10 protein-coding genes are annotated in these 12,908 nt (G+C 67.0%); 8 read left to right on the forward strand and 2 right to left on the reverse strand.

From position 1 onward, the window contains the following. Positions 1 to 32 precede the first annotated feature (32 nt). Positions 33 to 1,544 (reverse strand): PLP-dependent aminotransferase family protein, encoded by a 1,512-nt coding sequence (locus J5M71_RS09750; RefSeq protein WP_207831780.1) that lies wholly within the window; start codon positions 1,542 to 1,544, stop codon positions 33 to 35. Positions 1,545 to 1,647: 103 nt separating this feature from the next. On the opposite strand from J5M71_RS09750, the gene J5M71_RS09755 reads away from it, so the two are divergent. Together J5M71_RS09755 and J5M71_RS09760 are read left to right on the forward strand one after the other, a co-directional pair. Beyond that, the gene (locus J5M71_RS09755) at positions 1,648 to 2,862 is read left to right on the forward strand and encodes a benzoate/H(+) symporter BenE family transporter (RefSeq protein ID WP_207831782.1); all 1,215 of its coding nucleotides are present in this window, start codon (positions 1,648 to 1,650) and stop codon (positions 2,860 to 2,862) included. A 59-nt stretch (positions 2,863 to 2,921) separates the two neighbouring features. Beyond that, the gene (locus J5M71_RS09760; RefSeq protein ID WP_207831784.1) at positions 2,922 to 4,118 is read left to right on the forward strand and encodes an MFS transporter; all 1,197 of its coding nucleotides are present in this window, start codon (positions 2,922 to 2,924) and stop codon (positions 4,116 to 4,118) included. Positions 4,119 to 4,504: 386 nt separating this feature from the next. On the opposite strand, the gene J5M71_RS09765 is transcribed toward J5M71_RS09760, so the two are convergent. Next, positions 4,505 to 5,812: a DUF2235 domain-containing protein gene (locus tag J5M71_RS09765; protein WP_207831786.1), complete on the reverse strand. Its 1,308-nt coding sequence runs from the start codon at positions 5,810 to 5,812 to the stop codon at positions 4,505 to 4,507. Positions 5,813 to 6,041: 229 nt separating this feature from the next. On the opposite strand from J5M71_RS09765, the gene J5M71_RS09770 reads away from it, so the two are divergent. Genes J5M71_RS09770 through J5M71_RS09795 form a run of 6 tightly spaced genes read left to right on the forward strand, consistent with a single transcriptional unit; the run spans position 6,042 to position 12,873 of the window. Further along, positions 6,042 to 7,001 (forward strand): MoxR family ATPase, encoded by a 960-nt coding sequence (locus J5M71_RS09770; RefSeq protein WP_013971644.1) that lies wholly within the window; start codon positions 6,042 to 6,044, stop codon positions 6,999 to 7,001. A gap of 4 nt (positions 7,002 to 7,005) precedes the next feature. After that, positions 7,006 to 7,950, forward strand: a complete 945-nt coding sequence (locus tag J5M71_RS09775; RefSeq protein ID WP_207831788.1) for a DUF58 domain-containing protein — start codon at positions 7,006 to 7,008, stop codon at positions 7,948 to 7,950. Between the two features lie 13 nt (positions 7,951 to 7,963). Beyond that, a complete protein-coding gene (locus tag J5M71_RS09780; protein WP_085625249.1) occupies positions 7,964 to 8,458 on the forward strand; it encodes a DUF4381 domain-containing protein in 495 nt (164 codons plus the stop codon). Next, a complete protein-coding gene (locus J5M71_RS09785; RefSeq protein ID WP_207831791.1) occupies positions 8,451 to 9,527 on the forward strand; it encodes a VWA domain-containing protein in 1,077 nt (358 codons plus the stop codon). Before J5M71_RS09780 ends, J5M71_RS09785 begins: the two co-directional genes overlap by 8 nt. After that, positions 9,524 to 11,242 (forward strand): tetratricopeptide repeat protein, encoded by a 1,719-nt coding sequence (locus J5M71_RS09790; RefSeq protein ID WP_087502393.1) that lies wholly within the window; start codon positions 9,524 to 9,526, stop codon positions 11,240 to 11,242. The genes J5M71_RS09785 and J5M71_RS09790 overlap by 4 nt, the downstream gene beginning before the upstream one ends. Then, positions 11,239 to 12,873, forward strand: a complete 1,635-nt coding sequence (locus J5M71_RS09795; RefSeq protein ID WP_087502394.1) for a BatD family protein — start codon at positions 11,239 to 11,241, stop codon at positions 12,871 to 12,873. The genes J5M71_RS09790 and J5M71_RS09795 overlap by 4 nt, the downstream gene beginning before the upstream one ends. Positions 12,874 to 12,908: the final 35 nt, after the last annotated feature.

Genomic DNA, 12,908 nt, shown 5'->3' on the forward strand with positions numbered 1-12,908 from the left:
CAACGGCCCCGGCGGCGTCCTGCTGCCGGGCCTCACCGCAACAGCTTTGCGCCCCCTTGGCTGGCCTCGACCTGGCGCAATACCTTCGCCAGTTTCGCCACGGCCATCGCCAGCTCGCCCGGGGTATGCGCCGCAAACCCCATCAACACTCCCGCCTCCCCCCTCGACGACGCATACAGGGCACTGAGCCCCAACAGGTCTATGCCTGCCGCCTGCGCCGCCTTGACCACGAGTTCTTCAGGCATCGGCCTGGTGAAAACACAGGGCATCTGCATGCCGCCCGCCGGCACGCGCGCGACAAGAAAATCGGACAGCTGCGCCTGCACCAGCGCCGCCAGTGCATCGCGGCGCTCGGCATAGATTGTCCGCATCAAGCGCACATGGGCACCGAAGTGCCCACCTTCGATGAACCTGGCCAGGGTCAGTTGTGCCAGCGAAGCCGTATGCCCGTCCTGCAACGTCCGCGCTGCGGTCATCGGCCCGACCAGTTGCGGCGGCAAGACCATGTAGGCAATGCGCAAGCCGGCGAACAGGGATTTGGTGAACGTGCCGATATAAACCGTCCGGTCGTGGGCATCCAGGCCTTGCACGCACGCGGTGGGTTTGCCGGCATAGTGAAACTCGCTGTCGTAGTCGTCCTCGATGATCCAGGCGCGTTGTTGCCGTGCCCACTCGATCACCGCCAGACGCCGGTCCAGGGACAGGGTCACGCCAGTAGGGAACTGGTGCGACGGGGTCAGGAAAACAGCCCTGGCATGGGGGGCCAACTGTGGGATCTGCTCGACCTGCATGCCGTCGGGGTCCACGGCCACGGCAATGCAATGCAGGCCAGCAGCAACCAGCGCCTTCCTGGCGCCATGGTACGCCGGGTCTTCGATAACCACCTGGTCACCCGCATCGGCCAGTACGTGGGCACACAGGCTGAACGCCTGCTGCGAACTGGTGAGGATCAGCACGCGATCGGCCGTGGCCTGTGCGCCACGCTCGAGATTGACGTAATCGGCAATCGCCCGCCGCAGTGGCTCGGTGCCTTGCGCGGCGCTGTGCAGCAGCGCCTGGGTGCCATGTTCCCTGAACACCTGCCGCTGCAGCTTTTCCCAGGTCTGCAAGGGGAAGTTGCGCGTTTCTGCCACCCCCGGCGCAAACGGCCGAGGGACGAAGAAATTGTGCACCCCGCCCTCCTGGCACAGCGCCTGGCCCCGGCGGCTGAGCGCTGGCGGCTCGACCGGGGCTTTCACCCTTCGGCCCCGGGCGCGCGCCGGCAGGTGCTGCGTACGGGGTGAGACGAAGCTACCACTACCCACCCGGCGCTCGATGAAGCCTTCGGCGTGCAACTGGCCATAAGCGGCCTCGACCGTGTCCCGCGACACAGCCAGCGAGGTCGCCAGTGCACGCGAGGCGGGCAAGGCCTTACCCACGGGCAATGCCCCTTCGAGAATCAGCTGGCGTATCGCCCGCTGGATCCGCACGTGCAAAGGCAGCGACGCGCGCGCCGGGTCGCCGATCCAGGCTTTCACCGACTCCAGTTGTGCATGCTTGAACATTGGTATGGCCATGTATCGAAAAGTGGCTGGGCTATACCTGCCATTCTAACGCTATAAAAACCAGGCTTTCCAACCCCTATGCGCCAGAACGCCCGAGGCCCCGATGAACACGCCCGCACACACCGCACCAACCCCGCTCCGGCTGACAGACATCCTTCACCCCGTGGTGGCGGGGATCGTTTCGGTCATCGTCAATTACGGCGGCACCTTCATCCTGGTGTTCCAGGCCGCCAAACTGGCCGGGCTGAGCCCGGAGCTGACTTCATCATGGGTCTGGGCCGTATCGATCGGCGTTGGCTTCAGTGGCCTGGCCCTGTCCTGGTACAGCCGCGAGCCGGTGATCACCGCCTGGTCCACGCCGGCCGCTGCGTTCCTGGTCACGGCGCTGGCCAGCGTGCCCTACAGCGAGGCCATCGGCGCCTACCTGCTGTCGGCCGCCGGCTTCGTGATCCTGGGGCTGACCGGTTACTTCGAACGCCTGGTGCGGGTCATTCCCGGCGGGATTGCCGCCGGGCTGCTGGCGGGTATCCTGTTGCAGTTCGGCATCGGTGCATTCGGAGGCCTGTCGGTCGACCCCGCGCTGGCCGGGCTACTGATCGCGGCCTATGTGACATTCAAACGCTTCACCGCCCGCTATGCCGTGGTAGGCATTCTGCTGCTGGGCCTGGGCTACCTGCTGCTCCAGGGCCAGGTGGACCTGACAGCGCTCAGGCTGGAGTTCGCCACGCCGTTGTTCACCGCGCCCACCTTTTCCCTCAACGCCGCCCTGAGCGTGGCCCTGCCGTTGTTCCTGATCACCCTTACCGGTCAGTACATGCCAGGCATGCTGGTGCTGCGCAACGATGGCTTCAAGACCAGCGCCAACCCGATCGTGGCAGTCACTGGCCTGGGCTCGTTGCTGATGGCACCGTTCGGGTCGCACGCTTTCAACATCGCGGCCATCACCGCCGCCATCTGTACTGGCAAGGAGGCCCACGAAGACCCGGACAAACGCTGGGTCGCGGGTATCGCTGCCGGTGTCTGCTACATCCTCGTGGGGGTGTTCGGCGTCACCCTGGCCAGTGTGTTCATGGCCCTGCCGGCCACCTTCATCACCACTTTGGCCGGCCTTGCCCTGCTGGGCACCATCGGCACCAGCCTGGCCAGCGCAATGGTCGATGCCCGTTCGCGCGAAGCGGCACTGATCACTTTCCTGGCGGCGGCGGCCAACATCAGCCTGTTTGGCATAGGCGGCGCGTTCTGGGGGCTGGTCATAGGCTTGCTGGCCTATGCCGTACTGAACGGCCGACTCCCCGGTTTCAGCCACTCTCCCCGGTAAGCGGGCTTTCCAACACCCTGCCGTGCGCCAGGTGCGCACGCCCTGCAACAGGTATCGACATGCCCAAAGCTGGCCCCAAGCTTCTAACCCAAATTGCTGCCGTGCATTTCGTCAGCCATGTGCACATCATGCTGATCCCGGCGCTGCTACCCGTGCTCCCCGGCTTGCTGGGGGTAGGGTTCGTCGAACTCGGCGTGGCCCTGGCCGTGTTCAACATCGTCTCCGCCCTGGTGCAGGCGCCGCTGGGCTATGCCGTCGACCATTACGGTGCGCGCAAGGTGCTCAAGGCAGGCTTGCTGCTGGGCAGCCTCAGCTTCCTGCTGGTTGCTGTCAGCCCCGGCTATACGCTGCTGTTGGTGGCGATGGCCATGGCCGGTCTGGCCAATGGCGTGTACCACCCGGCCGACTATGCGCTGCTGGCCAACGGCATCGAACAAGGCCGCCTGGGGCGGTCGTTCTCGATCCATACCTTTGCCGGCTTCCTCGGCTCGGCGGTAACGCCAGCAATGTTTCTTGGCATTGCTGCCGTGTCGGGCGCGCAGGCAGCCCTGGCGGCAGGCGCCGCAGCGGGGCTTGCCGCCTGGCTGTTGATATCGGTGCCAGGCAGTGGCGTCTATCAGGTCGCCAGGCCTGGAATCACAGGTAGCGCTAGCCCCCCAGCAGCTCGTGTGCGACTGTTCACGCCCATGCTCGGGGTGCTGACTGTGCTGTTCATGTTGCTCAACCTGAGCACCAGTGCCATCGAAAAGTTCTCCGTGGCCGCGCTCGTCCAGGGCCAAGGTCTGAACCTGGCCTGGGCCAACACGGCGCTCACGGCGTTTCTGCTCAGCAGTGCCGTGGGTGTGCTATGCGGTGGAGCCTTGGCTGACCGGACCCGTCGTCATGGCCTGGTGGCGGCATTGGCCTTTGCCCTGGCCGCGGCGTTGGCGGCGCTGGTGGCCCTGGGGCTGCTGCGGGGCTGGGGGTTGGTAGTGGTGCTGGGCGCCATTGGCTTGCTGACCGGGGTCATCGCCCCGTCGCGGGACATGCTGGTCAAGGCGGCGGCGCCACGCGGGGCCGAGGGCAAAGCCTTCGGGCTGGTCTCGACCGGCTTCAGCATCGGCGGCGCACTTGGGCCGGTGGCCTTTGGCTGGATGCTCGACCAGCAACTGCCCAACGGGGTGTTCGTGGCGTCGATCGTGTTCATGCTGCTGACGGTGCTGCTGACCCTGGCACAGGAAGCGTATTCGGCCAGGAAACGTCGACACCCTGCATGAACCCTGGGGCTGCGTTGCAGCCCTATCGCCGGCAAGCCGGCTGCCACCTCGATCGCACTGCCTTCAAGGCCTGGGACCGGCGCAAATCCCTGTGGGAGCGGGCGTGTCGAGGCGTCGAACCGCCGCGAACACCGGCAAAGCCGGTGCCATACACTGCGTCGTCTGCTTCGCGGGCACGCCCGCTCCCACAAGGGAAGGTGACACACTCTCGAACATTGTTCCCTGTGCGACAGCGCAGCCCAAAGGGCTGGGCAATCTCCCACAAGGATTGCGCACGCTTCGAGATTTTGAACAAGACCGTTGCTCCACCTCGACCGCAATGATCGCAACCCACACGCTATCCCTGTGGGAGCCGGCTTGCCGGCGATCAGGCCGGTACAGGCTGATCAAGCTGCCGGGTTCGCGTGCGCCACCCGCCCTCCTGCCGCCGGCCGATTGACGAACAGCACGTCCAGCACACTGTTGTGCAACCCCTTCAACGCATTCCAGTTCGCCGACGCATGCACGTACCTGTCGCGCAACAATTGCTGTTCATCCTCGGTCAACCCAGGCTGTTCGTATTCACCCAAGGCAAACCCATGCAACTTGCGGCTGATGCCCAGCAGCTCATCCGGCAGCCGATGCTCAGCCTGCCCGCCCAATGGCGCAAACGGCACCCCCGCCCGCACCGCCAGCTCGCGCATGATGCTCAGGTACACCCGGGAAAGCTGCCCCGCCACTTCCCGTTCGCGGTACACCGCCGCGTACACCTGCTTTTGCGCCTCACTCGACCGGCCACCGGCAATCGGAACCTCCCAGGCCAGCACCCGTGGCCTGGGCGCGCCCATTTCGCCAAATGACGACGCCAGCAACGCACTGACTGAGGCATGCACACGAGTGTGCTCGGCGCGCATATCCAGCGGCACCCGCTGAGACTGCGGTTTGCACAGCAGCACCTGCTCCTGCGTGGTATCCGGGTAACCACCACCAATGTTCGAGTGCACGCCCGGCAACACGATGTCATGGTCGCTGCGCACCAGCGGGAAGTTGTGCCGCTGTTCGTCCCCCGCCACCAACTGCACCACTTGCCGGGCAATGTCCGCGCCCAGGCCCAGACGCAAGCCACCATTGCGGTCATCGGCGGGGTCAAGGTCTCCCTGCAGTGGCGCGATGATCGCCGCCACCGTGTCGAACAGGCCGATGAAGTTGATCCCGATTTCGCAGGGCACAGCCAAGCGCTCGTCGCCGCCATCGTGCAGGAGGTTGGCCAGATGCCGCACCGCCGCCGCGCCGCGACTGAAACCGAACAGGTCGAACTCGACCCGCTCGACCCTTGCCTGCGGATGCGCCTGGCGCCAGTCCTGCAATTGCCCGGCAATCCCCGCCAAGGCCTCGGCGACCCTCGCCTCGGCCCCCAGACGCCCACTCCCGGTGGCCGAGGCATAGGCATTATCCGCCTCCCCCGCCAGGGTGCCCACGCCCTCGACATAGCGTTTCAGAAACACCATGGTCTCATCAGCCGTGCCCCCCTGCGCCGGATACAGCGCATGCAACAGGGCCACATTGCTCAAGGCGTTGCCATAACTGGCACCCTTGCCCCCCGGAGCATCCGCCGGCATCACATTGCTCAGGTTGTTGCCGGTCCCATCAAAGAACACGCCAAAACGCAGGGTGACCGGCGTAATACGTGCTGTGCTGCCGCTGTTCAAGTCCATCCTCGTGCCTCCTGCTTGCGCAAAAACACAAGCAGGCGCCAACACGCCGCAGCGGAACATCAGTCAATGGCCAGTCATATGCAGGACATTTCCGGACCTGCTGGCCCCGGGCAAGGATAAATTTCCCTACCGCCATTGGTCGCCACCCCCCCGGATGGATTAAAGTATCACCCCTTGCCAGGGCAGTTGCCTCCAGCCGCCTGCGGCCCCACACCAGGAACCGTCACCGATGGAACACCGTGAAGCGCTGATCGCGCTGCGCACCTTTCTTTCTTCCCAGATCCTAGGCCAGGAGAAACTGGTCGAGCGGCTGTTGATCGTGCTCCTGGCCGACGGCCACATGCTGGTCGAAGGTGCGCCGGGCCTGGCCAAGACCAAGGCCATCAAAGAGCTCGCCGAAGGTATCGAGGCGCAGTTCCATCGCATCCAGTTCACCCCCGACCTGCTCCCGGCCGACATTACCGGCACCGAAATCTACCGCCCGGAGACCGGCAGCTTCGTGTTCCAGCAGGGGCCGATCTTCCACAACCTGGTGCTGGCCGACGAAATCAACCGCGCCCCGGCCAAGGTGCAGTCCGCGCTACTCGAAGCCATGGCCGAACGCCAGGTCAGCGTGGGTCGCAGCACTTACGACCTGTCGCCGCTGTTCCTGGTCATGGCCACACAGAACCCGATCGAGCAGGAAGGCACCTACCCGCTGCCCGAAGCCCAGCTCGACCGCTTCCTGATGCACGTGAAAATCGGCTTCCCCGACGCTGCGGTAGAGCGGCGCATCCTGTTGCAGGCCCGTGGTGAAGCCCTGGGCGGCGAGACCAAGCCCGAGCGCCGGGTCAGCCAGCAGGCCATCTTCGCCGCCCGCAAGGAAATCCTCGGCCTGTACATGGCCGACGCGGTGGAGGAATACCTGGTGCAACTGGTGATGGCCACCCGCACCCCGGCCAAGTTCGACGCCGAACTGGCCGACTGGATCGCCTACGGCGCCAGCCCGCGTGGCTCCATTTCGCTGGACCGCTGCGCGCGCGCCCACGCTTGGCTGGCCGGGCGTGATTTCGTCAGCCCCGAAGACATCCAGGCGGTGCTGTTCGACGTACTGCGCCACCGCATCATCCTCTCGTTCGAGGCCGAAGCGGCGGGGATCGACCAGGACCGCGTGGTCCAGCGCATCCTCGACGTCGTCGCCGTTGCCTGAGCCCATGCCCACCGCCTCGCTGGCCCAACCCGGCATCCGCATCGGCCTTGCCGAGCTGATCGACATGCGCCACCGCGTGCGCGAAATCCAGCTGTTTTCCCGGCCCGGCCAGCGCAGCCCGCTGGTGGGCCTGCACCACTCCAAACTGCGCGGGCGCGGCGTGGACTTCGACCAGGTACGCGTGTACCAGGCCGGCGACGATGTGCGCAACATCGACTGGCGGGTCACCGCGCGCACCCAGGAACCGCACACCAAGCTCTTCCACGAAGAGCGCGAACGGCCCATCTTCATCCTCGTCGAGCAGAGCCAACGGCTGTTCTTCGGCTCGGGGCTGATGTTCAAGTCGGTGCTGGCCGCCCAGGCTGCGGCGCTGTTCGGCTGGGCCGCGCTGGGCCACAACGACCGCATCGGCGGGTTGGTGTTCGGCGACAACGAACACCACGAAATCAAGCCCCGGCGCAGCAAGCAGAGCCTGCTGCAACTGCTCAACCGCCTGGCCAAGGTCAACCAGGCGCTGCACACCGAGGCCACGCCCGGGGCCGACAGCCTCGGCCTGGCCCTGCGCCGCGCCCGCGAAGTGCTGCGCCCCGGCAGCCTGGCCATCGTGATCTGCGATGAGCGCTCGCTCACCGCCCAGGTGGAACAGCACCTGGCCATGCTCTCGCGCCATTGCGACCTGCTGCTGATGCCGGTGTCCGACCCGCTCGACCACGCCCTGCCCGCCGCCGGCCTGCTGCGCTTCGCCCAGCGCAGCGCGCAGCTGGAGCTCGACACCCTGGACGCCAACCTGCGCCAGGCCTACCGCCAGCAGGCCGAAGCACGCATCGAGCGCTGGGAGCTGATGGCGCAAAAGCTGCGCGTGCTGCTGATGCCACTGAGCACCCAAAGCGAAATGATCGAGCAATTGCGCGAATACCTGAACGCCCAGCGGCCACGGAGCGCGTCATGAAGAGCAGCGGCCAATGAACCCGCTTGATCAACTGCAACCGCTGATTGCCCCAGCACCAATCGGCCTGTGGCCACCGGCACCCGGCTGGTGGCTGCTGCTGGCCGTGCTGCCGCTGTTGGCCTGGGGCCTGTGGCGGGTGCGCCGCTGGCGCCCGGGCAAACGCCGCATCGTGCGTGCCGAGCAGCCCTTGGACCCGGTACGCGTGGAAGCGCTGGCCGAACTGGCCCGCCTGCCACGCCCCTACGACGGTGCCCCGGCCGGGGCCTGGCTGCAACAGATCAACGCCCTGCTCAAGCGCCTGTGCCGCAGCCACTACCCGGGCGCCAACAGCCATACCCTCAATGGCCGCCAGTGGCTGGCGTTTCTCGACAACCGCTGCCCGGCCGCCGGCCTGACCCGCTGGATGGTGCTGGTCGAGGGCGCCTACAAACCCGAGTGCAAGCTCGATGACAAGGCCATCGCCGGGCTCAGCCAGGCCGTCGAAACCTGGATCCGCAAGCATGTTTGAACTGGCCTGGCCGTGGGTCTTCGCCCTGTTGCCATTGCCGTGGCTGGCACGCCTGGTACTGCCGGCCGCCGACAGCGGCGAACCGGTGCTCAAGGTGGGCTTCCTCAACGAGCTGGAAGGCCTGGCCGGGCGCCGCGCGCGCCTCAACCTGCCGACCTGGCGCCAGCAGGCGCCCTTTGTCGTCATCTGGCTGTTGCTGCTGTGCGCCGCCGCCCGCCCGCAATGGCTGGGCGACCCGGTGCCAGTGGCCGCCAGCGGCCGCGACCTGCTGGTGGCGGTGGATGTGTCCGGGTCGATGGACTTCCCCGACATGCAGTGGCAGAACGAAGACATCAGCCGCCTCGACCTGGTCAAGGCGCTGCTCGGCGACTTCCTGCAGGACCGCGAAGGCGACCGCGTGGGCCTGATCCTGTTCGGCAGCCAGGCCTACCTGCAGGCCCCGCTCACCTTCGACCGGCGCACCGTGCGCACCTTCCTCGACGAAGCGCAGATCGGCATCGCCGGCAAGAACACCGCTATCGGCGACGCCATTGGCCTGGCGGTCAAGCGCCTGCGCCAACGCCCGGCACAAAGCCGGGTGCTGGTGCTGATCACCGACGGTGCCAACAACGGCGGGCAGATCCACCCGCTGACCGCCGCCCGCCTGGCCGCTCAGGAAGGCGTGCGCATCTACACCATAGGTATCGGCGCCAACCCCGAGGCCAGTGGCACTCCTGGCCTGCTCGGCCTGAACCCGAGCCTGGACCTGGACGAAGCCTCGCTCAAGGAAATTGCCGACATCACCCACGGCACCTACTTCCGCGCCCATGACGGCGCCGAACTGGACGCCATCGGCGACACCCTCGACCAGCTCGAACCTGTGGCCCAGCAACCGACCCAGGCACGCACGGCCAAGGCCCTGTATGCCTGGCCCCTGGCCCTGGCGCTGCTGCTGAGCGTGCTGCTGGTGGTGGCCGTGCAATGGCCCGACAACCTGCTGCAGCGCCTGCTGCGCAAGCCGCGCTTCCTGCAACCGCATCCGGAATGGCGCCAGCGCCTGAAGCGCCTGCGCCTGAGGAGGCGGCGATGATCGAACTGTGGCCCCAATGGTTGCGCCCGCTATGGCTGCTGGCCGTGCCCCTGCTCGGCTGGCTGCTGTACAAACTGTGGCACCGGCGCAAGCGCGCCGGGCGCTGGCAGATGATTCTGCCGCCGGCGTTCCATGGCGTACTGCTAGGCGGTGGCAGCGGCAGCACCAGCAAACTGCCGTGGGTGGCGCTGGGCCTGGCCTGGATGCTGGTGATCCTGGCCCTGCTCGGGCCCAGTTGGCAGCGCGTGGAAGAAAACCGCCAGCGCCCGGCCGACCCGCTGGTGATCCTCCTCGAACTGACCCCACAGATGCTCGCCGAGGACAGCCCGCCCAACCGCCTGGAGCAGGCGCGGCGCAAAATCCTCGACCTGCTGGAACACCGTCGTGACAGTCAGACCGCGCTGGTGGTCTATGCCGGCTCCGCGCACACCCTGGTGCCGCTGTCCGACGACCTGGCTACCAGCCGCAACCTGCTCGAGGCGATCGACCCGTCGATCATGCCCAAACCCGGCCAGCGGGCCGACCTGGCCGTGCAAAAAGGCCTGGCCCTGCTGGCCCAGAGCGGCCTGGGCCAGGGCCGCCTGCTGCTGATCGGCTCGTCGCTCAGCGCCCCGGAGCGCCAAGGCATCGCCCAGGCCCTCGGCCGCCAGGGCCCGAGCCTGCTGATGCTGGGCATCGGCAGCCGCGAAGGCGCACCGGTGCGCCAGGCCAACGGCGAGTACCTCAAGGACGACCAGGGCGGCATCCTGTTGCCGCGCCTGGACAGCGCCAGCCTCAAGGGCTTCATCAGCGGCACGGGCGGGCGCTACCGGCATGCCCGTATCGACGACCTCGACCTTCGTGGCCTGGGCCTGTTCGACAACCCGCGCACCGGGCGCAACGACGGCCGGACCCTGCAACTGGACAGCTGGGCTGACCAGGGTTACTGGCTGCTGCTGCCGCTGTTGCTGCTGGCCGCCTGTGCCGGCCGACGCGGCTGGCTGTTCTGCCTGCCGCTGCTGCTGGCCCTGCCCCAGCCCAGCCAGGCCTTCGAATTCAATGACCTGTGGCTGCGCCCCGACCAGCAAGGTCAGCGCCTGCTGGAGCAAAACCGCCCAGCCAGCGCCGCGCGCCAGTTCCAGGACCCGCAATGGCGCGGCATGGCCCTGTACCAGGCGGGCGACTATAGCGGTGCCGCCGAAGCCTTTTCCCAAGGCGACACGGCCGCCGCCCACTACAATCGAGGCAATGCCCTGGCCCGCAGCGGTGAACTGGAAGCCGCCCTGGACGCCTACGAACAAGCCCTGGAACGCCAACCCGACCTGCAGGCGGCGCTGGACAACCAGGCACTGGTGCAGCAACTGCTGCAACAGCGCGAGGCCAAGGCCGAGGAGCAACCGGCCAGCAGCGATGCCCAAGGCACGCCCGGCAGCGAAACCGAAGGCAACAGCAGCTCGGCCAACAGCCCGGCCCAGGGCACGCCCGGCAACGACGAACAACCCAGCGCCGAGCAGCCCGGCGAAGGCAGCAGCAACAGCCAGGTAGCACCCGGCAACCAGGCCGGCGCGGATGACAGCGTCATCCAGCCGCCGCAGCGCCCGGTATCGACCAGCCTCGATGCCGAACAGCGCCAGGCCCTGGAACAATGGCTGCGGGAGATCCCCGACAACCCGGCGGAGCTGCTGCGGCGCAAATTCTGGTATGAACAGCAATTGCATCAGGAAACCCCACGATGAGTCGCTTCGGCGTCTTTCTCCTCAGCCTGCTCTGGGCCGTGCTGGCCCAGGCCGAACCAGTGCTGCAGGCCAGCGTTGACCGTACCCGCCTGGAAGCTGGCGAAAGCCTGGAGCTGACCCTGGAAAGCCAGGACGTCACCCAGTTCGGCAAGCCCGACCTGCGCGCGCTGGAGGGTGACTTCGAAGTGCGCGGCACGCGCCAGCTGAACAGCCTGCACAGCCTCGACGGCGAAACCCGCGCCAGCACCCGCTGGATCATCACCCTGCTGCCACGGCGCAGTGGCAGCCTGCGTATCCCCGAGTTGCAACTGGGCCAGTCGCACAGCCAGGCCATCGAACTGCAAGTGCTGCAGGCCGACGCCAGCCGCCAGGACAGCGCCTCGCAGGTGTTCATCGAAGCCACGCTCGACAGCAACGAGGTCTACGTCCAGGCCCAGGCCGTACTCACCCTGCGCATCTACCATTCGGTGGCACTGTACGACGACAGCAGCCTCAGCCCGCTGCAACTGGAGAACGCCAAAGTCGAACCGCTGGGTGAATCGCGCACCTATGAAAAGGAAATCAACGGCGTCCGTCACGGCGTGATCGAAACCCGCTATGCCGTGTATCCCCAGCAAAGCGGCACCCTCGACATCCCGCCGCTGACCTTCACCGCTACCGCCGCCGCCAGCCCGGACGAAGCCCCACAAACCAACGGCACGGCCCGGGCCGGCCACCAGGTGCAGGTCAGCTCGCTGCCGTTACGCCTGGCCGTACGGCCGATTCCGGCGGCCTGGCCGGCTGGCGTGCCGTGGCTACCGGCCCGCAGCCTGACCCTGGAAGAGCACTGGAACCCCGACCCTGGCAACCAGCAGGTGCAGATTGGCGACTCGCTGACCCGCAACATCACCTTGCGTGCCGAAGGCTTGTCCAGCACCCAGCTGCCACCGCTGCCAGCCACCGAAATCACCGGCCTGCGCCGGTACCCCGACCAGCCATTGCTGCGCAACGAAATCAGCGACCGCGGCATGACCGCCAACCGCGAAGAGCGCGAAGCCCTGGTGCCGACCCACAGCGGTACGCTGGCCCTGCCGGCGCTGGAAGTGGCCTGGTGGAACACCCGCGAAGACCACCTGGAGCACAGCAGCCTGCCGGCGCGCACGCTGAATGTGCAGGACAACCCGGCGCTGAGCGCCGACACCCCGGTTGGCGACAACAGCAGTGCCAGCAGCTTGCTGTGGCCCTGGCAGCTGGCCACCCTGGTGTTCGCCCTCACCACCGTGCTGGGCTTTGCCCTGTGGTGGCGCGCCCGCTCGCAGCCAGCGGTGCTGCGCGCCGCGCAGGCCGGGCCGAGCCCGCGTACCTTGCTGGATGATCTCAAGCGCGCGTGCCAGGCCAACGACCCACAGGCAACTCGCCAGGCGCTGGACGCCTGGGCCCGCCAGCAGCCGGAAACCCTGGCCGAGATGGCCGCGCGGTTCGTGCCGTTGTCGGATGCACTGGATGGGTTGAACGGGGCGCTGTATAGCGAGAGCGGGCAGTATTGGCAGGGTGAGGACTTGTGGCGGGCGATCGGTACGATTCCGCCGGCTGAGCAGGTGTTGTTGCCAGCGGGCGAGAACGGCAGCCTGCCGCCGCTCTATCCCAAGTAAGTGGTTGCCTGTGCGGGCCTCTTCGCGGGCATGCC

This window comes from Pseudomonas sp. 43(2021) (genome assembly GCF_017490805.1).
Lineage (GTDB): Bacteria > Pseudomonadota > Gammaproteobacteria > Pseudomonadales > Pseudomonadaceae > Aquipseudomonas.

Coding starts and splice junctions, on each gene's coding strand:
- J5M71_RS09790 (WP_087502393.1), top strand. CDS start 9,524: ATGATCGAACTGTGGCCCCAATGGTTGCGCCCGCTATGGCTGCTGGCC.
- J5M71_RS09770 (WP_013971644.1), top strand. CDS start 6,042: ATGGAACACCGTGAAGCGCTGATCGCGCTGCGCACCTTTCTTTCTTCC.
- J5M71_RS09785 (WP_207831791.1), top strand. CDS start 8,451: ATGTTTGAACTGGCCTGGCCGTGGGTCTTCGCCCTGTTGCCATTGCCG.
- J5M71_RS09780 (WP_085625249.1), top strand. CDS start 7,964: ATGAACCCGCTTGATCAACTGCAACCGCTGATTGCCCCAGCACCAATC.
- J5M71_RS09765 (WP_207831786.1), bottom strand. CDS start 5,812: ATGGACTTGAACAGCGGCAGCACAGCACGTATTACGCCGGTCACCCTG.
- J5M71_RS09755 (WP_207831782.1), top strand. CDS start 1,648: ATGAACACGCCCGCACACACCGCACCAACCCCGCTCCGGCTGACAGAC.
- J5M71_RS09750 (WP_207831780.1), bottom strand. CDS start 1,544: ATGTTCAAGCATGCACAACTGGAGTCGGTGAAAGCCTGGATCGGCGAC.
- J5M71_RS09775 (WP_207831788.1), top strand. CDS start 7,006: ATGCCCACCGCCTCGCTGGCCCAACCCGGCATCCGCATCGGCCTTGCC.
- J5M71_RS09760 (WP_207831784.1), top strand. CDS start 2,922: ATGCCCAAAGCTGGCCCCAAGCTTCTAACCCAAATTGCTGCCGTGCAT.
- J5M71_RS09795 (WP_087502394.1), top strand. CDS start 11,239: ATGAGTCGCTTCGGCGTCTTTCTCCTCAGCCTGCTCTGGGCCGTGCTG.